The sequence below is a fragment of the Mesorhizobium sp. WSM4848 genome, from assembly GCF_055811375.1.
The window spans coordinates 12,249-36,224 of record NZ_JBVVPX010000044.1; the positions used below are offsets into that span (position 1 = coordinate 12,249).

Genomic DNA, 23,976 nt, shown 5'->3' on the forward strand with positions numbered 1-23,976 from the left:
TGGCTGTGGTCGACGAACAGGTTGACCTCGCGGCGCGCGATGCGATCCGCGCTAATTGGGCTGGGAACCCCTTGGGGTCACCGGGTGTTGGCGGGGAAGGAGGTCCAAGATGCCGCAGATCGCGAACAACGTCGCCGCAGGATCCGAACGACCCGTCCGAAGCAGCGCAAAACTGTTCCTGTGCGGCGACGTGATGCTCGGGCGCGGCATCGACCAGATCCTCGCCAGTCCGGGCGATCCGCACCTCAGCGAGCGCTATGTCAAATCGGCGACGACCTATGTCGAGCTTGCCGAACGCATCAATGGACTGATCCCGAGAAAGGTCGACGAGGCGTATGTCTGGGGCGATGCGCTCGCCGATTTGGACCGTGAAGCGCCCGACGCGCGGATCATCAATCTCGAGACCAGCATCACCACCAGCCTGTCCTTGGTGCCCAAGGGGATCAATTACAAGATGAATCCGGCAAACATCGGCTGCCTGGCGGCGGCGCGGGTAAGCTGCTGCGTGCTCGCCAACAACCATGTGCTCGACTGGGATGAGCCCGGCCTCGTCGAAACCCTCGATACGCTGCGGCTTGCCGGCCTCACCTATGCCGGGGCCGGGCTCGACGCCGATGAAGCGGCGGCGCCTGCCGTCATTGAACTGGCCGGCGGAGGCCGCGTGCTCGTGTTCGGCTTCGCGCTCGGGACGAGCGGCGTTCCAGCCTCATGGGCAGCCGGGGCTTACAAGCCAGGCGTCAATTTGCTGGCGGATGTTTCGGCCCGGTCGCTCGCGCAGATCGCCCGATCCGTGCAGGCCATAAAACAGCTTGGCGACCTCGCCGTGGCCTCGATCCACTGGGGCAGCAACTGGGGCTACCAAGTCCGGGCGGAAGAACGCGCGCTTGCCCATGCTCTCATCGATGTCGCAGGTTTCGACGTCGTGCATGGGCACTCCTCCCACCATCCCAAGCCGATCGAAATCCATCACGGCCGGTTGATCCTCTACGGGTGCGGCGACTTCCTCACCGACTATGAGGGAATCACCGGCAACGAAACGTTTCGTGGTGAGCTTGCGCTGATGTACCTGCCGCGGCTCGCGATACCGGACGGTACGCTTGTTTCGCTCGACCTGGTGCCGTTCCAGCTCGCCAGGTCCCGGCTAAACCGCGCCCTGCGCGAAGATGCCGCCTGGCTCGCGGCCATGCTTGAGCGCGAGTGCTCACCTTTCGGTACGCATGTGGCGCTCGGCGACGACCGTCTCGCTGTCCTTTGGTGAAGCGCCTGCGGTCGGCAGGCAATAGCACTAATTTTCAAGCCTCTCAGGCCGACCCCGGCCAAGCGCACCGTCGGCGCGGGCCCGCAGGTAGGCGTAGATGTCGTCGATGTAAGGAGCGACGTTGGGGTCGTCGGCGAAGCCCTTCATCACCGAAGGGCCGCTGCGCACGCCGTCGAGAACATTGCGCCGGAAGACCTCGATGCCGGGCAGCCGGTCGACAAGGGCCGAGGCGAACGTCGAGCCCATGCCGTCGGGACCATGGCAGTGATTGCAGCTGCCATGGTAGCGACGGAAGCCGTTATAGGTTCGCGCATCGACCTTGCCGCCGACAATTTCGTAGAGCTTGCCCGGGGCCAGGTCAGCTTGCGAAGACACGGCGAAGCCGGCGGCGACGGAAAAGACGACGACAGACGGGAGGACGAGCCATGGAGACATCGTCCGCGGCCCGTGTTGCATGCTCATCCAGCGCCGCCGCAACGCGCATGCCCCTGGATCACTCGACCTTGGATCATTCGACGGCGGTCATCACTCGACGGCGAGCGTCGGAGACGCGACCACGATCCCGTCTAGTGGCTGCGGGCTGACGACGAGCTTGCCGCCGACACGCGATATCTCGATGATCTGGTCCGACTCTCCCAGCTTGCCCGGCACGGAGACCGCGACCATCTGGTTCTCGGTCAGTGTCGCCACGAAACGCACAGGCATGCCAGCCTCGCCCTGCGCGATTGTGGTGACCACCCGATAACCGTCCTCCCGCGGCGTGTAATAGACGACACCAAGGAAGCCGGCGAGATCGATGCTTTCAGCCTTCATGGCTCCAAGCTCGCCGGCATGGGCGGGCATCGCCGCCATGCAAAGTGCTGCAAAAGCAATGTACCTGTTCATAATGCTGCTCCATCCCGAATTGTCCGGGCCGAGCCCGGCTTAAGTTTCAGCAATAGGCGCTCGCGCCGTGATAGTCGGCGCACGCAGGCAGAATTCTTGATTAGTCCCCCCGGCTGCATCACAGTGGCGAAGGTCCGCGAGCCAGGAACGCGCTGAGCCCCACTGGTTGTCACAGTTAAGTGTGACGTTCTTCTAAGGCTTAAGCTTTTCACCGCACGGCTGCTTGCACATCCCCTGTTTGGGGGAGATAATCGAATTTAAGCGATCGCTAAAGTTTGGAGAGGCGAGAGCACCTGTGAGAGCGCGCGGCTTTCCGCGTCGGACGCGCTGTCGACATGCGGGGGGCCCTCGATGGCCAAGGCATTGTCGCGTCATGAGCTGTCGAAGCTGATCGGCTCGATTTACGATTGCGCACTCGACCCGGGGCGATGGGAGTACGCGCTTGCCGGGATCAGGGATGCGCTCAACGCCCAGACAGCGGTGCTGCACCTTGACGATCTCAGTCACGACCGGCTGCTGATCCACAGGACCGTGGGAATAGCGCCATACTGGCTGGAGCAACAGGCGAAACATGTCCCCGAGATCCACGCCCGGCTGATCGAGAACCTCTCGAAATGGCCTTCGCTCGATGTGCCGCATGTGGTCTCGCGCCATGTCCCGCAAGCCGACCTGGAGACCTCCCGATATTTTCAGGAGTGGCTGAAGCCGCAAGGCCTGGTCGACGTCATGTCGTTTTTCCTGATCCATACCCCTACCCGCCTTGCCGGCTTCGCCGTTGCCCGACATGAGCGGCAAGGGATTATCACCGACCGTGAAATCAAGCTTGGCGGACTGTTGCTGCCGCATGTGCGCCGGTCGGTAATGATCAGCAACATGCTGGATATCAGCACGATCGAACGCGCACGCATGGCCGAGGCGCTCGATGCGCTCACATGCGCCGTGGTCCTCACCAATGAACGTGGCGCCATCCTGCACGCCAATCGCTCGGCCAAGTGCAGGCTGCGGAGCGGCGGCTCGATCCAGGATGTCCGGGGCATTCTGCAAGCGAAGATCCCGTCGGCTTCCAAGGAGCTTCACAGCGCCATCTTGGCTGCGGCTCAGGATGAGGCCAGCATCGGCAAGAACGGGCTTGCCGTCCTCCTCACCGAACCTAACCTGCCGCCCGTCTTCGCCCGCGTGCTGCCGATTGCCGGCGGCGATCTGCGCGCCGGCATGGAGCCCGCGGCGGCAGCCGCGGTGTTCATCGGCAATGCACCGGACGAGCATATCGCCGCCGACATGCTGGCGACAGCCTTTGGGCTCACGCTGGCCGAAACCCGTGTGCTCGCCAGCCTTCTCGCCGGGCACACCCTGGCCGAAACCGGCGCCAGCTTTCACATTGCCAACGCGACCGCCAAGACGCATCTCGACAACATCTTCCAGAAGACCGGCGTCTCCCGCCAGGCCGATCTGATGCGCCTTGTCATGCAGATCGTTCCGCCCGCCGGGCAGCCCGGTCCCTGAACCACACCTCATTCACCGCTTTGGAAACAGGTATCCGACGCCGCGGATCGTCTTGATCAGTTCCGGCTTGGCCGGGTCCAGTGCCGGACCGGGAAGCGATCAGCCAAACGGTTCAGGTCCGGCAGAATACCGCGGAAAGTCTTCTGGGTGCCTGTCGCAGCGCAGATGTTTCAAATGTTCAGCGCTTGCGCTTGTTTCGGAGGGCACCAGGCGTCAGACTTTCCGCGCCACGCCCCCCACCTGATTGGGGCGCTTGCTCGTGTCGACCTTGGCCCTCGTCTCCACCGCCTTCTCGATCTCCCGCTTCAGCTCGTCTTTGATATCAGCCGTTTCGGCCATCAAGGCATCGATCTTCATGAAATCGAGCACGCGGTATTTCGACACCGCCGGCCTGACCAGTATGTCCGGCTGGCATTGCCTCAGCTTGGCGGCGATGATCGACTGCATCATCAATTGCGTGGCGCCGAACATCAGGTCGACGGAGGTCGGGTATTTGCGCCCGCCTTTGGTCGGCGCGCCAACGACGTCGACGGCGATGATGATGTCGGCGTCGTGCTCGATCAGGTCGAACGGCACCGGATTGTAGATGCCGCCGTCGATCAGCAGCCTGCCGTCGCGCATCACCGGGCGGAATACCGCTGGAATAGCCGCAGAGGCGGCAAGCGCCGAATGCAGGTCGCCGTCGCTCAGCACCGCGAGCTTATGGCCGAAGAAATCCGTGGCCGTCACCTTCAGCGGTATTTTCAGCTCGGCGAAGCTTTCGGGTATGGCGTCGGGCATGAATGCCTTGAGGATGCGCTCGACATTGAACTGGGTGACACGCAGCCCGCCCTGCAGCGCCTCGGCAAAGGTGCCTGGCCGCGCCCGCCACATGCGCGCCGCCACTTCGGCGCGGCGGCCGAGGATCGAGCGCATGTAGTCGTGAATGTCGCTGCCGGCCATGCCCGAAGCCATGCCGGCGCCCATGATGGCGCCGATCGATGAGCCTGATATGGCGACCGGCCTTATACCCAGCTCGTCCAGCGCCTCGATGACATGGATATGCGCCAGTCCGCGCGCGCCGCCGCCGCCGAAGGCGATGCCGAAGCTCGGGCTCATCCCCTGCCCCTCATTTGGCCCTGCGCCTCATTTGGCCCTGCCCCCCATTTGGGCTCATTCCTCCTTGGCCTCGGCGTGCTTCGGCCCGACGACCATGATGGCCGGCTCGGCGGAAAGCAGCTTTTTCGCCGCCGCCTTGACCTGATCCAGCGTCACCCCGTTGATGAAGGCGGCGCGGCGCTGCATGTAGTCGATGCCGAGCTTGTCGAGCTGCAGTTCGAGCAGCGTCGCGGCGATGGCGGCGGAGGAGTTCAGATTGTTGATGGCGTAGGCGCCGATCAAGTATTTCTTGGTCGCCGCCAGTTCCGCTTCGGTCGGCCCTTCCTGGGCCATGCGCTTCACCACCTCGCGCACGACAGCCAAAGTCTCGGCCGCCCGATCCGCGCGGGTCGCCGTGGTGATGGCCAGGGCGTTGGCGTGCTGGTGGTCGACCAGGTCGGAGCTGGCGCTGTAGGCCAGGCCGCGTTTTTCGCGCACCTCATCGAACAGCCGCGAGGTGAAGGCGCTGCCGCCAAGGATCTCGTTCATCAGCACCGCGGCGAAGAAATCCGGCGCACTGCGCCTGACGCCGGGATAGGCGAGTTGCAGCGACGTCTGGGGCTGGTCGTAATTGACCTCGAGCTGCTGGTTGAGCTTCGGATCGATGTCGGCAACGGGCGTTAGCGCCTGATGTTGTGGCAGGCCGCCGAAGACCAGATCGAGCTTTTTCTTCAACGTCTCGGCATCGATGGCGCCGACAACCGCCACATGCAGGCCGTCGCGCGCAAAATTCGCCTTGTGAAAGGCGATAAGATCGTCCGGCGTGATGGTGGCGATGCTTTGCCTGGTGCCCTCTTCGGGCCGCGCATAGGGATGGGTGCCGTATAGTGCCTCCAGCCATTTGCGCTGGGCGAGCGTGTCGGGGTCAAGCTCGTTGGCGATGATGCCGGACAGCACTTGCGCGCGGATGCGGTCGATTGGCGCCTGGTCGAAACGCGGCTCTGTGACCGCCAGCCGCAACAGGTCGAACACCGCGTCGCGCTGCTCGGCCAGCATGCGCATCGAGCCGTAGATGCCGTCGCGCGCCGCTTCGAAGCTCATCTCGGCGCCGACGTCGTCGAGCTTGATCTGGAAGCCCTCGCTGTCGAGATTGCCGGCGCCCTCGTCGAACAGGCCGCTCATCAGATTGGCAAGGCCTTCCTTTCCAGTGGGATCCTGCGTCGCGCCGCCGTCGAAGGCGAAGCGGATGGCGACGAGCGGCACCGAATAGTCCTCCACGAGCCAGGCGGTGATACCCTTTGACGACGTCACCTCCTGGACGCTCATGGCCGCACGAGCGGAAAGCGCCGGCAGGACGAGGAAGACGAGGGAGAGGAGCAGAGTGGCCAAAGGGGCGGCTATGCGCGACCTTCCCTTCTCCCCCTGTGGGAGAAGGTGGCCGAGCGAAGCTCGGTCGGATGAGGGGTGTTCCAGCTTGGCACCGATGGAGCTCCGTGCAGCACCCCTCATCCGTCTTGGCGCTTCGCGCCAATCCACCTTCTCCCACAAGGGGAGAAGGCAGAACGCGCCGCTATGCTGATTCCTCGTCATCGATCAATTCCCTGCCTGTGTCTGCGGCAAGAGATAGCCTGATGTTGAATGGTTGAGATTGAGATAGCGCGCCGCAACCTGCCTGACTTCGTCGGCGGTGACCTTGCGGATGCGGCCCGGCCATTCCTCGACATCCCTGACGTTGCCGCCGGTGGCGAGCGTCGCGCCGTAGATGTTGGCCATCGAATCCTGCTTGTCGCGGGCGAAGATCATCGAGCGGACGAAACGATTCTTGGCCTTCTCCAGCTCGTCCGATGTGACGCCTTCGCTGGCGATGCGGGCGACCTCGGCCTCGACCGCCGCCTGGACATCGGCCAGCTTGGCATCGCCGCGCGGCGCGCCATAGACGGTGAAGTTGGTGGCATCGAGCATGGTGCCCTGGAAAAAGGCACCGGCCTCGGCGGCAATGCCTTGCTTGACGACAAGCTGCTGGTACAGCCGGCTGCGGCTGCCGCCGCCGCCGAGGATCTCCGCAAGCAGGTCCAGCGCTTCCGCTTCGCCCGGCTTCGCAGTGTGATAGGAGGGAACCACCCATTGCGTCGAAAAATTCGGCACGCTGACACGCGCGTCAGCGAGCGTCACCGTGCGCCTGGTGTTCTGTTCGGGTTCGACCGGACGGATGCGCGGCGGCAGGTCTGGACCACGCGCGACCTTGCCATAGGTCTTTTCGGCCAGCGCCTTGACCACCTGCGGCTCGACATCGCCGGCCACCACCAGCACGGCGTTGTTGGGGGTATAATATTTGTCGTAGAAAGCCTTGGCGTCGGCGCGGTTCAGCTTCTCCATCTCCTGCATCCAGCCGATCACCGGAATGCGATAGGGCTGGTTCTGCCAGAGCGTGGCGTCGACCTCCTCGCCGAGCACTGCCTGCGGATTGCTGTCGATGCGCGATCGGCGTTCCTCAAGGATGACGTCGCGCTCGGTGGCGATGACGTCGTCGTTGAGGATGAGGTTGCGCATGCGATCGGCCTCGAAATCCATCATCTGCTCGAGCGCCTGCGGCACCACCGTCTCGTAAAAGGCGGTGTAGTCATAGGAGGTGAAAGCGTTGTTCGAACCGCCGATGGCGGAGACGGCGCGGTCGAACGCGCCGGCCGCATGGTTGGTCGTCGCCTTGAACATCAGATGCTCGAAGAAATGGGCGATGCCGGACTTGCCCGGCGGCTCATCCGCGCTGCCGATCTTGTACCACACCATATGAGTGACGATCGGCGCGCGGCGATCGGGGATGACAACGACCTCCATGCCGTTGTCGAGCAGGAAATTCGTCACCTTGCCGTCGTCCGGCTTGTTGTCGGCCAGAACCGGGCCGGTCATCACGAGAGCCAGCGCAAAAAGCGTTCCGCGCAGCCAATCAGCCTGAGATGTCATCAACGACTCCGGTTGTCGTGGGGCGGGACGATAGGCGGGGGTGTTGCCACAGGCAAATTGATTTGTTCGTCATTTTGAAGGCGCTGCGCTCCCTTCATCCAACCTCGATAAAGCGGATAACCGTCTCGCCATAGCTGCGCTTGTCGACAACCGAAAAGCCCGGCCCTGCCTCGAACGGCGCCGCTGCCGCCTCCTCGACGACGCAGAGCGCGCCGGGGGCGAGCCAGCCGCCGGCCTTGGCCGAGCGCAAGGCACGCTCGCCCAGGCCCTTGCCATAGGGCGGGTCGGCGAACACCAGGCCGAACGCCGCCATCGTGCCCGCCTCGCCCAGAGCCGTAGCGTCGCGACGGAATATCTTGGTACGCCCGGTGAGGCCGAAAACCTCGACATTGGTCCGGATCAGGCCGCGCCCTTCCGCCGATTCTTCGATGAAGACGCCATAAGATGCGCCGCGCGACAGCGCCTCCAGGCCGAACGCGCCGGTGCCGGCGAACAGGTCGAGCACCCGCGCGCCGACCAGCCTGTCGGGGAAACGATGCGCCAGCACGTTGAAGACAGCCTCGCGGGTGCGGTCGGTGGTCGGGCGGATGGCGCTTGAGCGGGGCGTCGCCAGCGGACGCCCACGAAACTCACCGCCGACGATCCGCATTGCCTCCCCTAGATCCCTTGGGGCCGCTGCGCGGCCGGTCGCCGCCTTTGCCGCTATCACTGCTGCCGGAACTGGGGCGTTCACCACGCGGCTTGCCGAACGGCTTTGCGCCTCCGGGTTTTCCCCCTCCCGGTTTTCCATAGGCGGGCTTGCCGTAAGACGGCTTGAACGATGCCTTTCGTTCCTTGGCTTCGGCCGCCTTGGCGGCATCGGCGTCCGCCCTGCCCTTGCCGATCGGCCGCGCACCCGGCGCCATCCAGACATTGGCCTTGCGCTGGCCCGGCGGCTCGATCGGGCGCTGCTCGCGTTCGGACTTTTTCCCGCCGCCCGGTTTGCCGCCGAAGCCGCCCGGCCCGCTACGCTCAGATTTAGGGCCGCGCTCACCAAAGCTCTTTTCCGGCCCAAAACTTCTGCCGGGACTTGTCGACAGCTTGCCCAGTGCCTCGTCGCGGCTGCCTTCGCGGCGCTTGCGGTTCTTGATCAGCCCGCCTTCGCCGATCGGACGGCGTTCGCCATCGCGGGTGAATTTCGGCCGCTCCGGTTCCTCTTCCCGCTCGCGCCGCACCGGCTTGTTGGAAAACGGCTTGGTGATGTCAGCGTCGAAATTAGCGCCGGACTCCTCGACCAGGCGTTCGCCGAGCTGGTCGCGCAGCACCCGGCCCTTGATCTCCAGCACATGGCCCTCCGGCAGGTCGTCGAGCTGGAACGGTCCGTAGGAAATGCGGATCAGTCGCGTCACGTCGAGGCCAAGCGAGCCCAGTATGTTCCTGACCTCGCGGTTCTTGCCTTCGCGCAGGCCAAGCGTCAGCCAGGCGTTGGTGCCTTGCTCGCGGTCGAGCGTCGCCTCGATGGCGCCGTAGAAGACGCCGTCGACGGCGATGCCTTCGCGCAAGCCGGCGAGCGCACTTTCCTCGACCTTGCCGTGGACGCGCACGCGGTAGCGCCTGAGCCAGCCGGTCGCCGGCAGTTCGAGCACGCGCGCCAGCCCGCCGTCATTGGTGAGCAGCAGCAGGCCTTCGGTGTTGATGTCGAGCCGGCCGATGGTCATCAGCCGCGGCAGGTCGGCCGGCAGCACGTCGAAGACGGTCTTGCGGCCCTCGGGATCACGATTGGTGGTGACGACGCCGGCCGGCTTGTGGAACAGGAACAGCCGGGTACGCTCGATCGGCGGGATCTCCATGCCGTCGAGATGGATGATGTCGCCAAGCATCACATTGAAGGCCGGCGAGGACAGCACCTTTCCATTGACCTTGACACGGCCGGCCGCGATCAGTTCCTCGGCATCGCGACGCGAGGCAAGGCCGGCGCGGGCCAGCCGCTTGGCAATGCGCTCACCAGCCTCTTCCGTCGCTTCGGCGGGACGCGGGCGCGGCTTGAAGCCACCCGATGCCCCTTGGGGCCGATCACCGGCAAAATCACGCTTGGGCCGATCGCCGAAGTCGTGCTTGGGACGGTCGAAGCGCCTTTCGCTGCGCTCGCCTTCGGCAGCCGCCGGCCGGTCGCCGCGTGGCGCATAGGGTTTTCGAGGCGCCTCGCGCTGTTCATAAGGCTTGCCTTCAGGGCGTGGCCCCTTGATGAACGGCCGGTCGCCACTCTTGAAGTCGCGCTTCGGCCGCTCGCCGTCAGCCGCCATCGGGCGGTCGCCGCGCGGGGCGTACGGCTTGCGTGGCCCCTCATGGGGCTTGCCTTCAGGGCGCGGCCCCTTGCTGAACTGCCGTTCGCCACTTTTGAAGTCGCGCTTCGGCCGCTCGCCGTCGGCGGCCATCGGCCGGTCGCCGCGCGGGGCGTATGGCTTGCGCGGCCCCTCACGCTTTTCATAAGGCTTGCCGTCGGGGCGCGGCCCCCTGCTGATCGGCCGGTCGCCGCTTTTGAAGTCACGCTTCGGCCGCTCGCCGTCAGCGGCCAGCGGGCGGTCGCCACGTGGCGCGTACGGTTTTTTCGCGCCGAAGGACGGCTTGCCGCTCTTGCCGGCAGCGGCATCGCGACTACGCGGGCCCGATGGTTTCGGGCCGCTTTTGCCCGGAGCCTTTTGGCCCGGACCCTTTTGGCGCGGACCCTTTTGGCGCGGGAATTTCTCGTCTTTGTCGTCCATGTGGCTTTTGCTCGTTTGCACTGCAGCGCCGCGCGTCCGTACGGACGCGCAAACGACGCTGTAGGACTTTGATTTGGCGCATGATCCCTTGCGAAACCGATTCCGGTTTTCGGGATCATGCGCTAGATAACAGGATCACGCCGGAGTAGCGAGGAGATAATAGGAATGGAAACCGCTTGAAGCGGCCGGATTTCATGGCGCTGGCGCTGAAGGAGGCCCAAGCCGCCGCCCTGCGCGGCGAAGTGCCGGTCGGCGCGGTCGTCGCCAGCGGCGATACGGTCGTTGCCAGTGCCGGCAACCGCACCCGCGAGCTTGCCGACCCTACGGCCCATGCCGAGATGCTGGCGATCCGCGAGGCCTGCCGCAAGCTGTCAAGCGAGCGGCTCACCGGCCACGATCTCTATGTGACGCTGGAGCCCTGCGCCATGTGCGCCGGCGCCATTTCGTTCGCCAGGCTGCGCCGGCTTTATTTCGGCGCCGCCGACGAGAAGGGCGGCGCTGTGGTCAACGGCGTGCGCTTCTTCGCCTCACCGACCTGCCACCACGTGCCAGACATCTATCCAGGCATGGCCGAGAGCGACGCGGCGCTGCTTCTGAAGGATTTTTTCAGGGAGCGACGCGAACCGTAGCGTCGGCAGCCTACCCTAGCGCCTGCAGCCTACCATGGCAGCCAGTCGAACATACCGCCGCTCTTGTTCTTGGCGGCCGCTTCCCTCTTGAGGCGGCGTTCTTTCTTGTACTCGTCCTCGCCGAGGTCGTCGACCGGCGCGGTGCCGGCAGCGGCGCGGTATTGCACCGGCGGCTCGCTCAGATATCTGCGGGTGTTCGGGTCACCCTGCTTTTGTTCGGCGAGGCGGCGCTTGACCTCGGCGGCGCGGCCCTTGTCCGAATCCGCCGGCGTCCAGGCCGGCGGATGACTGGAAGCCGACTGCTTCATTGCAGCCTTGATCGCGGTTTGATCCGACTGGACGTCATCGACGATCTGCGCCTGGTAGGACGGATCGTCCTGATTGAGCGTGGCCTCGGCACGCAGGCGAGCGCGGCGTTGCTCGGGCGATTCCGGCCAATCGGCGCTTGCCGTCGCGATGCTGTCCTGCGGCGGCGGCAGTTGCTTCTGGCCTGGCGCCGGCTTCACCAGTTCGGGACGCGGCTTGTAGTCGATCTTTTCCTTGTTCTTCGGCATGACTGAAAAAGCGCTGGTGAGATCGCCGGCAAGCTGGGCGGAGGCGGTCTTGTCGGTCCCGTAAGTCGGCGAGCCCATGCAGCCGGACAGGGCCAAGCCGGACACGACAAGCGGCGCCAGCAGCGCAACGCGCGCGCAAGTTCTTTCGGTCATGCCAAAAAGTCCCACTCTAGACAGCCTCTCGATCGCCACCGGCCAAAGGTCCGGTCCCCATCGCCTATGCTCTTCCGACGGAAATCCGGCGACAATTTGTCGTCCGGAGTTTCGCGTGTTTATCTCAACCACTCGTTAAGGGCAACGAGCGGGGGCCGATCAGTCGCCTGCCGTGGCATTTGTGCACCGATATGGCCCCCTGGCATGTCGTTATCCCAAAACCGCTACACACTTTTGGGCGACATGCATTCTGGCCGTGCATGTCGTTATCCCAAAACCGCTACGCACTTTTAGGCGACATGCATTAAAGTCGACCAAGCGCCTTCAATTCATGCAGCACCGCCGCGTCCCGCGCCGAAACGTCGGGGAATTCCTTGTCCTGCCCGACATCGGCCGTGTATCGCCATGAGCGCGCGCATTTGAGCAGACCCCGGTCCTCGGCCTTCTCGACCACCACGGCGACGCCCTTGACGTCGTCCAGCGTGAAGGCGCCAGAAGGCGCGTTGCCATGCGCAATGACCAGATCGCTGGTGATCGCCATTTCGGCCATGTCGACATCCGATATCGCCGCTTCGAGCGCCGCATCATCGAGCGTGACGACCGGCACCGCTTCTAGTGACGACCCGATGACCTTCTGGGCGCGCGCAATCTCCAGCGCGCCGGTGACGACACGGCGAACCTGCCGCACCTTGCGCCATTTTTCCGCCAGCGCCTCGTTCTTCCAGTCGGCCGGGATTCGTGGAAACTGGTCGAGATGCACCGAGACGGCGTCCGGATGACGGTCGAGCCAGGCCTCCTCCATGGTGAAGGGCAGCATCGGCGCCAGCCATTTCACCAGGCAGTCGAACAGATGGCGCACCACCTGCACTGACGCCTTGCGCTTCACGCTGGACGGCGCCTCGCAGTAGAGGGCGTCCTTGCGGACGTCGAAATAGAAGGCCGACAGCTCGACCACCATGAAGTCGAGCAGCGTGCGGGTGATGCGCTTGAACTCGAAGGCGTCGTAGCCCGCGCGCACGACTTCATCGAGTTCGGAGAGCCGGTGCAGCATCAGCCGCTCCAGCTCCGGCATCTTGTCCAGCGGCACGTCCTCGCCATCGTCATGGGCAAGCGTGCCCAGCATCCAGCGGATGGTGTTGCGCAGCTTGCGGTAGGCGTCGATGTTGGTCTGCAGCACGTTCTTGCCGAGCCGCTGGTCTTCCCAGTAGTCGGTCGTCACCACCCATAGTCGCAGGATATCGGCGCCCGACTGTTTGATGACGTCTTGCGGCACGACAGTATTGCCGAGCGACTTCGACATTTTCCGCCCCTCCTCGTCCATGGTGAAACCATGAGTGACGACGGTGTAGTAAGGCGCCCTGCCCCTGGTGCCGCAGCTTTCGAGCAGCGAGGAGTGGAACCAGCCGCGATGCTGGTCGGAGCCTTCGAGATAGACGTCGGCCGGCCATTTCAGATCCGGACGATCCTCCAGGGTGAAGACATGGGTCGAGCCGGAATCGAACCAGACGTCGAGGATGTCCATCACCTGCTGCCATTTCGAGGCATCGTGATTGCCGAGGAAACGCTCCTTGGCGCCGGCCGCAAACCAGGCGTCGGCGCCTTCCTTCTCGAAGGCGTCGATGATGCGCTGGTTGACCGCCTCGTCGCGCAGGACGTTGCCGTCGGCATCGGCGAAGACGGCGATCGGCACGCCCCAGGCGCGCTGGCGCGACAGCACCCAATCGGGGCGCTCCTCGATCATGGCGCGGATGCGGTTCTGGCCGGCGGCCGGCACGAAGCGGGTGTCGTCGATCGCCTTCAGGGCACGGCTGCGCAGCGTCGTGCCGTCGCCGAGCTCCTTGTCCATAAAGACGAACCATTGCGGCGTGTTGCGGAAGATGATCGGCTTCTTCGACCGCCACGAATGCGGATAGGAATGCTTCTGCCGCCCGCGCGCGAACAGCGCGTTGCGCTTGATCAACTCGTCGATGACCGCCTGGTTGGCATTGCCCTTCTTGCCGTTGTCGTCGATGACACGCGCCGCACCGCCCTCGCGGTCCGCGCCAAAGCCTGGCGCATCCTTGGTGAAGAAGCCGGCATCGTCGACGGTGAACGGGATCGCGGTGTCGATGCCGCGCTGGCGAAGGTCCGAAGCCGCATCCATCCAGGCGTCAAAGTCCTCGCGGCCATGGCCCGGCGCGGTGTGGACGAAACCGGTGCCGGCTTCGTCGGTGACATGCTCGCCGGCCAGCATTGGGACATCGAATTCATAGCCGCCATTCAAACCTTTGAAGGGATGAGAAAGCGTAAGGCTTCCAAGCTCTTCGGCCGAAATGCTGCGGAGGCGGTCCATCGTCACCTTGGCTTTGGTCGCAGCCTCTTCTGCCAGCGCGTCGGCAAAGATCAGCCTTTCGCCAGTCTGCGGGCCGAAAGCATTCTCGGCCGCAGTGACCTCGTAGAGGCCATAGTTGATGCGTGGCGAATAGTTCACGGCACGGTTGCCGGGGATGGTCCATGGCGTCGTCGTCCAGATAACGACATCGGCCTCCAGCAAGTCCAGTGACGTCTGGGTAAGCTTCGGATCCAGCTTTGCGAGCTGTCCATCGATGACGTCGGTGACTTGCCGGGCAAGGCTGACAACCGGAAACTTCGCCCAGATCGTGTCGCTCTCGTAGTCCTGGTATTCGACCTCGGCCTCAGCCAGTGCGGTGCGCTCGACCACGCTCCACATCACCGGCTTTGAGCCGCGATAGAGCTGGCCCGACATGGCGAATTTCAACAGTTCGCCGGCGATGCGCGCCTCGGCATGGAACGCCATCGTCGTATAGGGATTGTCGAAGTCGCCGACGACGCCGAGCCTCTGGAACTCGTCGCCCTGCACCTTGATCCAGTGCGCGGCGAACTCGCGGCATTCCTTGCGGAACTCGTTGACCGGCACCTCGTCCTTGTTCTTGCCCTTGGCGCGGTATTGTTCCTCGATCTTCCATTCGATCGGCAGGCCGTGGCAATCCCAGCCAGGCACGTAGTTCGAGTCGTAGCCGCGCATCTGGAACGAGCGGGTGATGACGTCCTTGAGGATCTTGTTCAGCGCATGGCCGATATGGATGTTGCCGTTGGCGTAGGGCGGGCCGTCATGCAGCACGTATTTTTCGCGGCCGGCGGCGTTTTCGCGCAGCTTGCGGTAAAGCTCCATGTCCTGCCAGCGTTTGACCAGCAGCGGCTCCTTCTCGGGCAAACCGGCGCGCATTGGAAAATCCGTCTGCGGCAGATAAAGCGTTTTGGAATAGTCGATCGTTTCAACAGTGTCGGTCATCGGCGTATCGGTCATTGGTCTGCCATATACATTGCCCGGCAAAAGAGCCCGGGCGTTGAACTATCATGATCTGGAAAAAGCGCGAGAGGCCGCGCGCAAAATTCCCGGCGGCTCCGGCGGCGCTCAGGCCGCCCGGAACACCGGGCTTGTAATTCGTATCGCAATCGCGAGTGCGCGAGGAAACTGCGTCATGACCGGGCTTTTAGACGAGGCCGGCCCCATTGAAAAGCCCGAACTCTGATGCATACCCTAGGGGCGTGTACCGATTGCGCCTATGTTTATCGGCAGATGGTGTTGGAAGACCAACATCTACGGTTTGCATTTCACAGTTAGGGCACCGGAAGGAACGAAATGTGACCCTGACAACTACTGAGTCCGACCGCGCTTTGCGACTTGAACGCATTTCAACGATGGCGGATCGCGTTTTCGTCAACCATGAAAAGGCGCAGCGGTGGCTGCGCAAGCCAAGTCGGGTGCTCAACCAAGTGCCCATCGATCTCCTGCAATCGGAACCAGGTGCCACGCTTGTGGAAGACGAACGCAACCGCATCGCCTACGGCATAGTCGCCTGAGCCATGCGGCTGCGCGCAATACACATCCTGCGACATCACATCGAGAAATCGAACCGATAGGTCGTCGATACGCCGATCGTGAACTGATCCCTCGAGCCGCGCTCCTTGACCAGGCTGGAATCGGCCGCCGGACCCATCAGCCGCGAATATTCGCCGAACAGGCTGGCCGTCATCGGCTCGGTCACTTTCCAGGTCACCGCGCCGCCGAGGCCCGCCGACTTGACGCCTCCGCCCGGTCGGTACTGGCTGAGGCCCGACGCTGCGGCTTCCTCGGCGTCGACGCCATAATAGGCGTCGAAATAGTCCGACGAGGCGAACGAAACGCGCGGCCCGGCCGAAATCCTGACCTCCGGCGTCACATCGGAGAATGCGTCGGCGGCGATGTCGGCGACGAAGCCGCTATGGGCGCGAACGCCGTGCCGCAATTCGGCGCGGGCGCGCAACCAGTCCAAAGGATAGAATTCGAAGAAGCCGCCTGCCTCGCCGCCCCAGCGCACCGGGTCGAGGCCTCTCAACTCGTCGGCGTCGTCGCCATCGCGCGAAAACAGGATTTTTCCGGCCAGGCCGGCGCTGAAGCCGCCATCGTCGATCAACCCAAGCGAGATGTTGTCGTTGCGCGAGGTGAAGCGGGCCGCAGGACCGACCTTGCCGAGCAAGATGATCGGCTGGGCGCTGAGTATATAGCTCTTGCTGCCTTCGAAATCGGGGGCGACCAGGCCGGTGGCGCCGACTGTCAGATACCAATCGCCGGACATCCAGCCGAAAGCGCCCTAGCCGGCTTCGGCGAGACCGGGACCCCCAAATATGAAGGCGGCCAGAACCACCGGACTCGCTCGGACAGAACGCATCGTTACTCCATACGTCGAACACGTTGGCCGACACAACCAGCCTTCACCAGCCATCGCGCCCGCTCGGTAAAATTTGATTTAATATCCGTAACATCGGCGGCATTGGTCGTACTGTTCCGCATTGCCGTCAATTGTCTAGACCGCCGAGGTCCCAGATCAAGACGTCAGGAAATGCGCCAGCAGCTGCCAACTCGCTTTCCATCCTGGAATGTCTCGGCTGCTGTTTGAATTTGGCAATAGCCGTACGAGCCTGGCTGCTCACCCAGGAGTTACAAAAATCCGCGGACAAAGCTTCCCGCGCTGTGAAGGGTGCGGCGACCGGCACTCAATCCTGCATTCCAAACCGGCCAGGCGTGAATCATATGCGGCCAAATTTCGAGACCTACTTTGACGTCAGCCGCGCCAGCGGCTTGCGCGAGCCGAGTTGCGTCCGACAACAGCGTCTCGGCCGAACCGACTTGTATCAGCATTGGGGGAAATCCGTTCAAATCGGCGAACAACGGCGAGATCAGGGGATCGCGCCGACCAACGCCATGGGGAACATAGGCGGTGGCCAGTTCCTCCAAATACGCCCGGTGGATGATAGGGTCGATCGCGTCCTTAGTTGATAGTGTCGCGCCGGACATCGAGAGGTCCGTCCAGGGCGAAACCAGCCAAAGACATCGCGGCAACAGCTCCCCTGCCGCGCACAATATACTGACCAGGCACAGGGTGAGGTTGCCGCCCGCACTGTCTCCGCCAACCACGATGCGATCCGGCGCGATCCCTTGCCGGCCCAGAAAGCGCCATGCGGTGAGTGCGTCTTCATGTTGCGCAGGGAAAGGATGTTCCGGTGCGCGTCGATAGTCGATCGCGAGGGTGCGCATTCCCATTGCTCGGCCTGCCTCGGTCACCATTCGACGATGACTTTTGAGCGAGCCGGAGCAGTAGCCACCACCATGGAAAAAGAGCAGAACCTTATCGCTGTCACTCTCAGGCGCTAGCGACCACTCTCCCTCGAGGCCATCGAAAACCGCATCCTCGCATCTGATGTCGTCCGCAATCGGCCACACGGAACCAACCTCGTCGAGCCGTGCCCGGCGTTCGTCCCAGCCCACCGGTCGTGGCTTTGACGTCAGCAAACTGCGGACCGCGTTAATCTCCGTCAGATCGAGGCCTTCGTCCATATCGCCCATTTGCTTCCCTAGCCTCATCAAGCATAAAATCGGGCGGAAAGCAGCAGCCTCGCGTCATCCAACAAAGCGTCACTGCCAGCGCTGGGCCACCGCTTTCGTTTGCGCCATGGCGAAGACAAGGGGACAACAGTCGTCCAGAACCCGCTCGTCATGCTTTAGCACTGCCGCCGCACATGGTCGAAATATTACGTCTGGTATCTGGCCGCTTCGGGTCTAGCCACGTCTGGCAAGCGATCGCTTGGGGCGTGGCGCTCGCCCCCTGCTCGCTTTACCGGCAAGCCTGTCAGCGTTACTCTCATGCCGGCAAAGGTAACCTGAGGGAGAAGGGCGATGACACTGCACGGCGATGCCTTGAAAGATGCAATCGGTCAGACGCGGGCGAAATGGGGATGGTTCGTCGGGCTCGGCGTGCTGCTGCTGATCCTCGGCGGCATCGCCTTCGGCAATCTGTTCATCGCCACCGTCGCCTCGATCTACGTCGTCGGCTGGCTGATGCTGATGGCCGGAATCATCGAGATCATGCATGCCTTCGGTGTGAAGACATGGACCCGGTTCTTCTACTGGCTGCTCAGCGGTCTGCTCTATGCCGTCGCCGGGTTCTTTGCCTTCTACAATCCGCTGCTGGCCTCGGCGGTGCTGACCTTCCTGCTGGCGGTCGCCCTTCTCGCTTCAGGCGTGCTCAGGGCCTGGGTCGGGTACAGGCACAGACCGGAAAAAGGCTGGGGCTGGCTGGTTGCGGCCGGCGTCATCAGTGCGCTTGCCGGCCTGGTCATCGCCATGGGCTGGCCAGTCAACAGCGTATGGGTGCTGGGGCTGTTTCTCGCCGTCGACCTGATCTTCCAGGGCTGGGCCTTCATTGCGATCGGCCTGGCGCTGAAAAAATAGGTTCTTGGTTTTAGCATGATCTTGCCCGAAAACCGGTTCCCACTTTTCGGGATCATGTTTAGAAAGCAACGGCCGCGTCGAGCTCGGAAAGCGGGCTGATGCCGGCAAGCAGCGCCCTCGCCTCGGCCTCGTCACGTTTCATCTGCGCGACCAGCGCGTCGAGTCCGTCGAACTTCACCTCGGCGCGCAGGAAACCGAAGAAGGACACCGCGCATATCTCGCCGTAGAGATCGCCGGAGAAGTCGAAGACGAAGGTTTCCAGAAGCGGCGCGCCGTTGTCATCGACGGTCGGGCGGCGACCGAAGCTGGCAACGCCATCGAGAAGCGTGCCGTCGGCGCGGCGGAAGCGGACGGCGTAAATCCCTTCCTTCAGAGTGGGTTCCGGCGAAAGCCTCATATTGGCGGTTGGAAAGCCGAGCGTCCGGCCAAGCTGCTGGCCGCCGATCACCTCGCTCTCGACCGTGAAGCGGTAGCCGAGCAGGCTGGCGGCCTCGGCCACCGAGCCTTCGCACAGCAGCGCCCGGATGCGGCTCGACGACACCACCTCGGCGCCTTCGTCGCGAAAGGCGTCAACCAGGGTGACGCCGAAGCCGTGGCGTTCGCCGGCCGCCATCAGATAGGCCGGGCCGCCTTGCCGGTCCTTGCCGAAGTGAAAGTCGAAGCCGGTCACGACGTGGATGATACCGAGATTCCTGTCGAGCACATCGGTCACGAACGCTTCCGCCGACAGTGCGGCGAAGTCGCGCGTGAACGGCTGTTCAACGAGTGCGGCAAAGCCCAGATGCGACAGCAGCCGTGCCTTCATCGGCGGCGGCGTCAGCACGAACAGCGGTATCTCGGGCCGGAACACCTTTCTCGGATGCGGCTCGAAGGTCAGCACCAGCGCCGGCACACCGCGCCGGCGGGCCTCGGCCAGCGCGCGCTCGAGCACGGCCTGGTGGCCGCGGTGCACACCGTCGAAATTGCCGATCGCCACCACGCCACCCCGCAAATGGGCCGGCAGCGGCGAGACTGCGGAAACGCGTTCGAAGGCTTGCGTCATTTTCAGGCTTCCGTCATCGAGCGAGCCTACTGCAGTCTCGGAATGACCGCGACCGGCCGGTAGCCGTGCCTTTCCAGAAAGGCGATCAGCCTGGCCGGATCCGGTTGTAACGGATCGCCGTAGTCGCGGGCATGGATGCCGCCCGACACGTAGAGCACGTCGAAGCCATTGTCGGCAGCACCCTTGATGTCGGTCATCATGCCGTCGCCGATAGCCAGCACGTCCAAGCGCTCGACCGGGCGACCGAGCAGGTCGGCGATCTCCTTCATCGCGACGTCATAGACGGGAGCATAAGGTTTTCCGGCGATCAGCGTGCGCCCGCCGAGCTGGGCATAGTCGCGGGCCAGGGCCCCGGCGCACCAGATCATCCGCTCGCCGCGCTCGACCACGATATCGGGATTGGCGCAGATGAAGGGCAGGTTCCTGGCGCGCAGCCGTCGCAGAAGATCGGCGTAGTCCTCCGGCTTCTCGACCTCGTCGTCGAACAGCCCGGTGCAGACCACGCCGGACGCCTCGAACTCCTCGACCAGTTCGACATCAAGCCCGTCATAGAGCGTGAAATCGCGATCGGCGCCAATGTGGAAGATCTTTCGCGGCCCCTCCATGATCAGATCGCGGGTCACGTCGCCGGAGGTGACGACGCGGTCATAGGCCGCCGAGGGAACGCCGATCGCATTCATCTGCGCCACCACATCGGCGCTGCGGCGCGGCGAATTGGTGATCAGCACGACAGGTATCTTCGCCTCGCGCGCGGTGGCCAGCGCCAGAGCCGCGGCCGGAAAATGCCGTTCGCCATTGTGGACCACACCCCAGACATCGCACAGGATGGCACAATAGGCTCCCGACAAATCCGCGAGCGAGCCGATGATATCGGGCGAGTCCGCCATATTGTTTCCCAGATCATGATGGTTGCGAGCGTCACCGCCGACGGTCCGCCGTGGCAGGTTCGCATTAACCGAAGCTCTTGACCCTGTCACCAGCTTTCACATTTTTCAGGATTGCCCTGGTTCAAGGATTGCCTTGGCAATGACAAAGGCAAGCGCGCAAGCCGCTCTCGCCGAGGCTTCACCCACTCTGCAGGCTTCGGCGGGCGGTCCAGCCGCGCGCAGCAATGCCGGCATCGGCGGCGTGGTTAACGAGCTTTGAAAACTTGTGCCGACGTTGGACGTTTTTCAGCAATCTGAAATTTAAGGATTGATGGCATCTTTCGCCGACTCTGGCGGGGTGCTGAAGGCAATGATCCGAAAATTCGGTAGGGACCGGCGTGGCAACTATACGCTGATGACGGTCATCACGATGGTGCCACTGATGGGCGGAGTGGCGCTCAGCGTCGATTACTCGGAACTGCTGCGCCAGAAGCACGCCACGTTGAACGCTTTGGACGCCGCCGGCCTCGCCACCGCCCAGCAGGTCGTCTCCGGCGCAACCGACGACGCCGCCAGAGCCTACGCCAAGACTTTCTTCGAAACCAATCTCGGCCCCGTCGATCCGGCCAACACGTCGCTTACCGTCACCCTGCCCAACAGCAACGCGGGTGGCGGCACGTTGAAGCTCTGCAGCGCCCTGACCTATCACCCCTATTTTCTGCCGGCCGCCGCCATGCTGTTGGGCGGCGGGACCACCAGCGGCGGTACAACTTTCACGGAGTGCTCGGAAATCCGCCTCAAGAATACGCTGGAAGTCGCCCTTGTGCTCGACAATTCCGGCTCGATGAACGACCTCGGTTCCGGCACCGGGGAGAAGCGAATAGACCTGCTGAAGACTGCCGCCAAACAGCTTGTCGATACGCTGGCGCTGCAGGCACAGCAGATGAAGCAGGTCAGCAAACCGGTGCAGTTCTCCCTCGTGCCGTTCGCTGCTTCGGTCAATGTCGGTCCCACCCATGATCTGGATAGCTGGATGGACCAGGACGGCATCTCCCCGATCCAGCACGAGAATTTCGACTGGACGAAGATGACCGCCGCCGACGATCCGGACAAATACGCCGAGAAGCTCAACGGCCTCTGGTACAAACGCGGCACCGGCTGGGGCGATACCGAGGATCAACCACTGACCCGCTTCAGCCTCTTCGCCGACATGACGGTCGAATCCGGTCGCGAAGAAGTGCCCAACAGCAAGCAGTATATCTGCGATCAATACAGGAAAAACGGCACTTGCCGGACCGGCCACTGGACCACCCCGGAATATATCTACACCACCAGCCGCTATGCGAGCTGGCAGGGTTGCGTGGAGGCGAGGCCGTACCCCTATAACAACGACGACACGACGCCTGATACCGCCACGCCTGCCACGCTGTTCGTGCCGATGTTTGCGCCCGACGAGGCCGGCACGCTCTGGCTCGATTTCAACCGCGACGGCACTGACGACGTGACCTATCTGTCCTATGGTTACGGCAACAACTGGTGGGCCGACTGGCCCTATTACACCGACAGCCCAACCGCATCGCAGCGGCAGTCGGACATGCGCAAATATTTCCTGGTCAAGCCTTACGGCTCGAAGTCGGCTGCCTCGGGCGACGGCCCGAATTCGTCCTGCACGACCAACCCGATCACACCGCTCAAAGACGTGACCCAGCTTGCCCAGAAAGAGGAGATCGACAACGCCATCGACGCCATGGCGCCGAACGGCAACACCAACGTGCCGGAAGGCCTTGCCTGGGGCTGGCGGACGGTGTCGAGCAACGAACCTTTCACCGAGGGCCGGCCGAACGCTGAAAGAGGCAACGACAAAGTGGTCATCGTGCTGACCGACGGCGCCAATACCTACAGCGCCGTCAGCGACAGCGGCTATGCCAACAACAGGTCGACCTACGCCGCTTACGGTTACACCGGCCTGACATATCCGGGGTCTGGAAGCGTGACGCGCCTGTTCATGAACACAAGCACCGACATCGGCAAGACGACCTACACCGGCGCCAACTACACCGCCGCGCTGGACGAGCAGATGCAGACCCTTTGCGGCAACGCGAAGAATTCGAACATCCTCGTCATGACCGTTGCGCTCGACCTGTCGACCACCGATGCCGGCGACAAGAAAGCACTCGACGCGCTGAAGGCCTGCTCCTCGGACTCGCGCTTCCGCAAGGATCCCACCGATCCGACCAAGCCGGCCAAGCTGTTCTGGAACGCGACCGGGGCGACGCTGTCGGACAATTTCAAGGAAATCGCCAACGAGCTGTCGAACCTGCGCATCGTCGGCTGAAGGCGATTGGGTGACTTAGGGAGAGGCCGGCGGGACAGCGCCCCCCTCTGGCCTGCCGGCCATCTCCCCCACGAGGGGGGTGATCGGATGTCGCCACGGCTTTCGCCAAACTCCAACGCCGCAGAAGAGGCGAGGCGCAGAAGCTGCCGATCTCCCCCCTCGGAGATGTCCGGCAGGACAGAGGGGGGCGCGAAGGATCGCGACCGAACAGCTTTGTTCTGGGCCGCTGCATTCTTCGGCTGTTAACGCGCCTACATCGGCCGCCGGTCCGGCTGCGCCCGCTCTGGTTCGACCAGCCTGCGATAGAGATGCCAGGTCGCATGGCCAAGCACGGGCATGACGACGGCGAGCCCGGCAAACAGCGGGATCGAGCCGATGACCAGCAGCACGGCGACCATCAGGCCCCACAGCGCCATCTGCAGCGGGTTTGTCATCACCGCCCGTGCCGAGGTCTCGATCGCCGAGACCGCGCCGACATCACGGTCGAGCAGCAGCGGGAAAGCGACGACGGTCGTCGCCAGCACGATCGCGGCGAAGACGAAGCCAGCCGCATTGCCGAGCAGGATCAGCGTCCAGCCCTTGGGCGTTGTCAGCACCTCGCGCAAAAAGCCACTGATCGAGGCCGGCGGCTGAGCGCCGAACAGGCTGGTGTAGATCGATTGCGCGGTCAACAGCCAGAGCAGGAACAGTGCCACCAGCATGATGCCGATGACCGCGATCGCCGGCAACGCCGGCGAGTGGCGCACCTCGAGCGCGTGCCACCAGGACGTGTCCATGCCGAGCTCGCGGCGGCGGCTGATCTCGTAGAGGCCGATCGCGGCGAACGGTCCAAGCAGGGCGAAGCCGGACATCAGCGGGTAAAGCAGCTGGATGGCGTAGGCGCCGGATGTCGTCCACTGCGCCAGGATCAATCCGACCACCGGATAGATCAGGCACATGAAGACGTAATGCGATGGCTTTGCCCAAAAGTCCTCGACGCCGAGCCGCAGCGCATCGATCAGGTCCGCCGTGGTGATGCGGCGCACCCGGGGCTGCACGTGCATTCCACGCGCGTCCGACATGACATGAAAGCTGGCCATACCCATTCTCCCGTCTTCAGGGGGCGGCCACCGCCAGGATGGCGGCCCGTAGCTGCCACTTCAAGAGCGATGGCATGATAGCCGAATTCGACGTGCTTGTCGCGAATCGGGTGGGGTTGAG

At 63.6% G+C, this 23,976-nt stretch carries 20 protein-coding genes and 1 pseudogene; 7 read left to right on the plus strand and 14 right to left on the minus strand.

Features of this window, described 5'->3' with window-relative positions:
- Window positions 1-109: 109 nt before the first annotated feature.
- Window positions 110-1,258, plus strand: coding sequence for a CapA family protein (locus AC0L16_RS29220; protein WP_473624872.1), 1,149 nt, complete (start codon window positions 110-112; stop codon window positions 1,256-1,258).
- A gap of 27 nt (window positions 1,259-1,285) precedes the next feature.
- Here AC0L16_RS29220 and AC0L16_RS29225 read toward each other — a convergent pair whose 3' ends face one another.
- Both AC0L16_RS29225 and AC0L16_RS29230 read right to left on the minus strand, forming a co-directional pair.
- The gene (locus AC0L16_RS29225) at window positions 1,286-1,720 is read right to left on the minus strand and encodes a cytochrome c family protein (RefSeq protein WP_473624874.1); all 435 of its coding nucleotides are present in this window, start codon (window positions 1,718-1,720) and stop codon (window positions 1,286-1,288) included.
- Between the two features lie 63 nt (window positions 1,721-1,783).
- Window positions 1,784-2,143, minus strand: a complete 360-nt coding sequence (locus AC0L16_RS29230) for a hypothetical protein (protein ID WP_473624875.1) — start codon at window positions 2,141-2,143, stop codon at window positions 1,784-1,786.
- A 351-nt stretch (window positions 2,144-2,494) separates the two neighbouring features.
- On the opposite strand from AC0L16_RS29230, the gene AC0L16_RS29235 reads away from it, so the two are divergent.
- The gene (locus AC0L16_RS29235; protein WP_473624876.1) at window positions 2,495-3,646 is read left to right on the plus strand and encodes a helix-turn-helix transcriptional regulator; all 1,152 of its coding nucleotides are present in this window, start codon (window positions 2,495-2,497) and stop codon (window positions 3,644-3,646) included.
- 213 nt (window positions 3,647-3,859) lie between these two features.
- Here AC0L16_RS29235 and AC0L16_RS29240 read toward each other — a convergent pair whose 3' ends face one another.
- The 5 genes from AC0L16_RS29240 to AC0L16_RS29260 all read right to left on the minus strand — a co-directional run bounded on the left by AC0L16_RS29240 (window position 3,860) and on the right by AC0L16_RS29260 (window position 10,425).
- Window positions 3,860-4,744, minus strand: coding sequence for a patatin-like phospholipase family protein (locus AC0L16_RS29240; RefSeq protein ID WP_473624877.1), 885 nt, complete (start codon window positions 4,742-4,744; stop codon window positions 3,860-3,862).
- Between the two features lie 54 nt (window positions 4,745-4,798).
- Window positions 4,799-6,112 carry a M16 family metallopeptidase gene (locus AC0L16_RS29245; protein ID WP_473624878.1) on the minus strand — a complete coding sequence of 438 codons (1,314 nt, stop codon included), beginning with the start codon at window positions 6,110-6,112 and terminating at the stop codon, window positions 4,799-4,801.
- 204 nt (window positions 6,113-6,316) lie between these two features.
- Window positions 6,317-7,684, minus strand: a complete 1,368-nt coding sequence (locus tag AC0L16_RS29250) for a M16 family metallopeptidase (protein WP_473624880.1) — start codon at window positions 7,682-7,684, stop codon at window positions 6,317-6,319.
- 94 nt (window positions 7,685-7,778) lie between these two features.
- Window positions 7,779-8,333 (minus strand): 16S rRNA (guanine(966)-N(2))-methyltransferase RsmD, encoded by a 555-nt coding sequence (gene rsmD / locus AC0L16_RS29255; RefSeq protein WP_473624881.1) that lies wholly within the window; start codon window positions 8,331-8,333, stop codon window positions 7,779-7,781.
- A complete protein-coding gene (locus tag AC0L16_RS29260) occupies window positions 8,314-10,425 on the minus strand; it encodes a pseudouridine synthase (RefSeq protein ID WP_473624882.1) in 2,112 nt (703 codons plus the stop codon). The genes rsmD and AC0L16_RS29260 overlap by 20 nt, the downstream gene beginning before the upstream one ends.
- 176 nt (window positions 10,426-10,601) lie before the next feature.
- Between AC0L16_RS29260 and AC0L16_RS29265 the strand changes: the two genes are divergently transcribed.
- A complete protein-coding gene (locus AC0L16_RS29265; RefSeq protein ID WP_473624883.1) occupies window positions 10,602-11,054 on the plus strand; it encodes a nucleoside deaminase in 453 nt (150 codons plus the stop codon).
- Between the two features lie 29 nt (window positions 11,055-11,083).
- On the opposite strand, the gene AC0L16_RS29270 is transcribed toward AC0L16_RS29265, so the two are convergent.
- Window positions 11,084-11,761: a hypothetical protein gene (locus AC0L16_RS29270; RefSeq protein ID WP_473624884.1), complete on the minus strand. Its 678-nt coding sequence runs from the start codon at window positions 11,759-11,761 to the stop codon at window positions 11,084-11,086.
- Window positions 11,762-12,065: 304 nt separating this feature from the next.
- Window positions 12,066-15,053: an isoleucine--tRNA ligase gene (gene ileS / locus AC0L16_RS29275; RefSeq protein ID WP_473624885.1), complete on the minus strand. Its 2,988-nt coding sequence runs from the start codon at window positions 15,051-15,053 to the stop codon at window positions 12,066-12,068.
- A gap of 55 nt (window positions 15,054-15,108) precedes the next feature.
- Here ileS and AC0L16_RS29280 point away from each other — a divergent pair, with 55 nt between their 5' ends.
- Both AC0L16_RS29280 and AC0L16_RS29285 read left to right on the plus strand, forming a co-directional pair.
- Window positions 15,109-15,294 carry a hypothetical protein gene (locus AC0L16_RS29280; protein WP_023802265.1) on the plus strand — a complete coding sequence of 62 codons (186 nt, stop codon included), beginning with the start codon at window positions 15,109-15,111 and terminating at the stop codon, window positions 15,292-15,294.
- A 16-nt stretch (window positions 15,295-15,310) separates the two neighbouring features.
- Window positions 15,311-15,625, plus strand: a complete 315-nt coding sequence (locus tag AC0L16_RS29285) for an antitoxin Xre/MbcA/ParS toxin-binding domain-containing protein (RefSeq protein ID WP_473624911.1) — start codon at window positions 15,311-15,313, stop codon at window positions 15,623-15,625.
- Between the two features lie 35 nt (window positions 15,626-15,660).
- Here the strand turns inward: AC0L16_RS29285 and AC0L16_RS29290 are convergent.
- Together AC0L16_RS29290 and AC0L16_RS29295 are read right to left on the minus strand one after the other, a co-directional pair.
- Window positions 15,661-16,473 (minus strand): annotated as a pseudogene (locus AC0L16_RS29290) (MipA/OmpV family protein).
- A gap of 269 nt (window positions 16,474-16,742) precedes the next feature.
- Window positions 16,743-17,648 (minus strand): alpha/beta hydrolase, encoded by a 906-nt coding sequence (locus tag AC0L16_RS29295; protein ID WP_473624886.1) that lies wholly within the window; start codon window positions 17,646-17,648, stop codon window positions 16,743-16,745.
- Between the two features lie 330 nt (window positions 17,649-17,978).
- Here AC0L16_RS29295 and AC0L16_RS29300 point away from each other — a divergent pair, with 330 nt between their 5' ends.
- On the plus strand, window positions 17,979-18,533 hold the full coding sequence (locus AC0L16_RS29300) for an HdeD family acid-resistance protein (RefSeq protein WP_292487921.1): 555 nt from the start codon (window positions 17,979-17,981) through the stop codon (window positions 18,531-18,533).
- 58 nt (window positions 18,534-18,591) lie between these two features.
- Here AC0L16_RS29300 and AC0L16_RS29305 read toward each other — a convergent pair whose 3' ends face one another.
- On the minus strand, window positions 18,592-19,575 hold the full coding sequence (locus AC0L16_RS29305; RefSeq protein ID WP_473624887.1) for a bifunctional riboflavin kinase/FAD synthetase: 984 nt from the start codon (window positions 19,573-19,575) through the stop codon (window positions 18,592-18,594).
- Between the two features lie 26 nt (window positions 19,576-19,601).
- Window positions 19,602-20,462, minus strand: a complete 861-nt coding sequence (locus AC0L16_RS29310) for a TIGR01459 family HAD-type hydrolase (RefSeq protein WP_473624889.1) — start codon at window positions 20,460-20,462, stop codon at window positions 19,602-19,604.
- 349 nt (window positions 20,463-20,811) lie between these two features.
- Between AC0L16_RS29310 and AC0L16_RS29315 the strand changes: the two genes are divergently transcribed.
- On the plus strand, window positions 20,812-22,776 hold the full coding sequence (locus AC0L16_RS29315) for a TadE/TadG family type IV pilus assembly protein (RefSeq protein WP_473624913.1): 1,965 nt from the start codon (window positions 20,812-20,814) through the stop codon (window positions 22,774-22,776).
- Between the two features lie 251 nt (window positions 22,777-23,027).
- Here the strand turns inward: AC0L16_RS29315 and AC0L16_RS29320 are convergent, their stop codons facing one another.
- Window positions 23,028-23,855: a DUF2189 domain-containing protein gene (locus AC0L16_RS29320; protein ID WP_473624890.1), complete on the minus strand. Its 828-nt coding sequence runs from the start codon at window positions 23,853-23,855 to the stop codon at window positions 23,028-23,030.
- Between the last annotated feature and the right edge of the window lie 121 nt (window positions 23,856-23,976).

Coding starts and splice junctions, on each gene's coding strand:
- AC0L16_RS29220 (WP_473624872.1), top strand. CDS start 110: ATGCCGCAGATCGCGAACAACGTCGCCGCAGGATCCGAACGACCCGTC.
- AC0L16_RS29225 (WP_473624874.1), bottom strand. CDS start 1,720: ATGAGCATGCAACACGGGCCGCGGACGATGTCTCCATGGCTCGTCCTC.
- AC0L16_RS29230 (WP_473624875.1), bottom strand. CDS start 2,143: ATGAACAGGTACATTGCTTTTGCAGCACTTTGCATGGCGGCGATGCCC.
- AC0L16_RS29235 (WP_473624876.1), top strand. CDS start 2,495: ATGGCCAAGGCATTGTCGCGTCATGAGCTGTCGAAGCTGATCGGCTCG.
- AC0L16_RS29240 (WP_473624877.1), bottom strand. CDS start 4,744: ATGAGCCCGAGCTTCGGCATCGCCTTCGGCGGCGGCGGCGCGCGCGGA.
- AC0L16_RS29250 (WP_473624880.1), bottom strand. CDS start 7,684: ATGACATCTCAGGCTGATTGGCTGCGCGGAACGCTTTTTGCGCTGGCT.
- rsmD (WP_473624881.1), bottom strand. CDS start 8,333: ATGCGGATCGTCGGCGGTGAGTTTCGTGGGCGTCCGCTGGCGACGCCC.
- AC0L16_RS29260 (WP_473624882.1), bottom strand. CDS start 10,425: ATGGACGACAAAGACGAGAAATTCCCGCGCCAAAAGGGTCCGCGCCAA.
- AC0L16_RS29270 (WP_473624884.1), bottom strand. CDS start 11,761: ATGACCGAAAGAACTTGCGCGCGCGTTGCGCTGCTGGCGCCGCTTGTC.
- ileS (WP_473624885.1), bottom strand. CDS start 15,053: ATGACCGACACTGTTGAAACGATCGACTATTCCAAAACGCTTTATCTG.
- AC0L16_RS29295 (WP_473624886.1), bottom strand. CDS start 17,648: ATGGGCGATATGGACGAAGGCCTCGATCTGACGGAGATTAACGCGGTC.
- AC0L16_RS29300 (WP_292487921.1), top strand. CDS start 17,979: ATGACACTGCACGGCGATGCCTTGAAAGATGCAATCGGTCAGACGCGG.
- AC0L16_RS29305 (WP_473624887.1), bottom strand. CDS start 19,575: ATGACGCAAGCCTTCGAACGCGTTTCCGCAGTCTCGCCGCTGCCGGCC.
- AC0L16_RS29310 (WP_473624889.1), bottom strand. CDS start 20,462: ATGGCGGACTCGCCCGATATCATCGGCTCGCTCGCGGATTTGTCGGGA.
- AC0L16_RS29315 (WP_473624913.1), top strand. CDS start 20,812: ATGATCCGAAAATTCGGTAGGGACCGGCGTGGCAACTATACGCTGATG.
- AC0L16_RS29320 (WP_473624890.1), bottom strand. CDS start 23,855: ATGGCCAGCTTTCATGTCATGTCGGACGCGCGTGGAATGCACGTGCAG.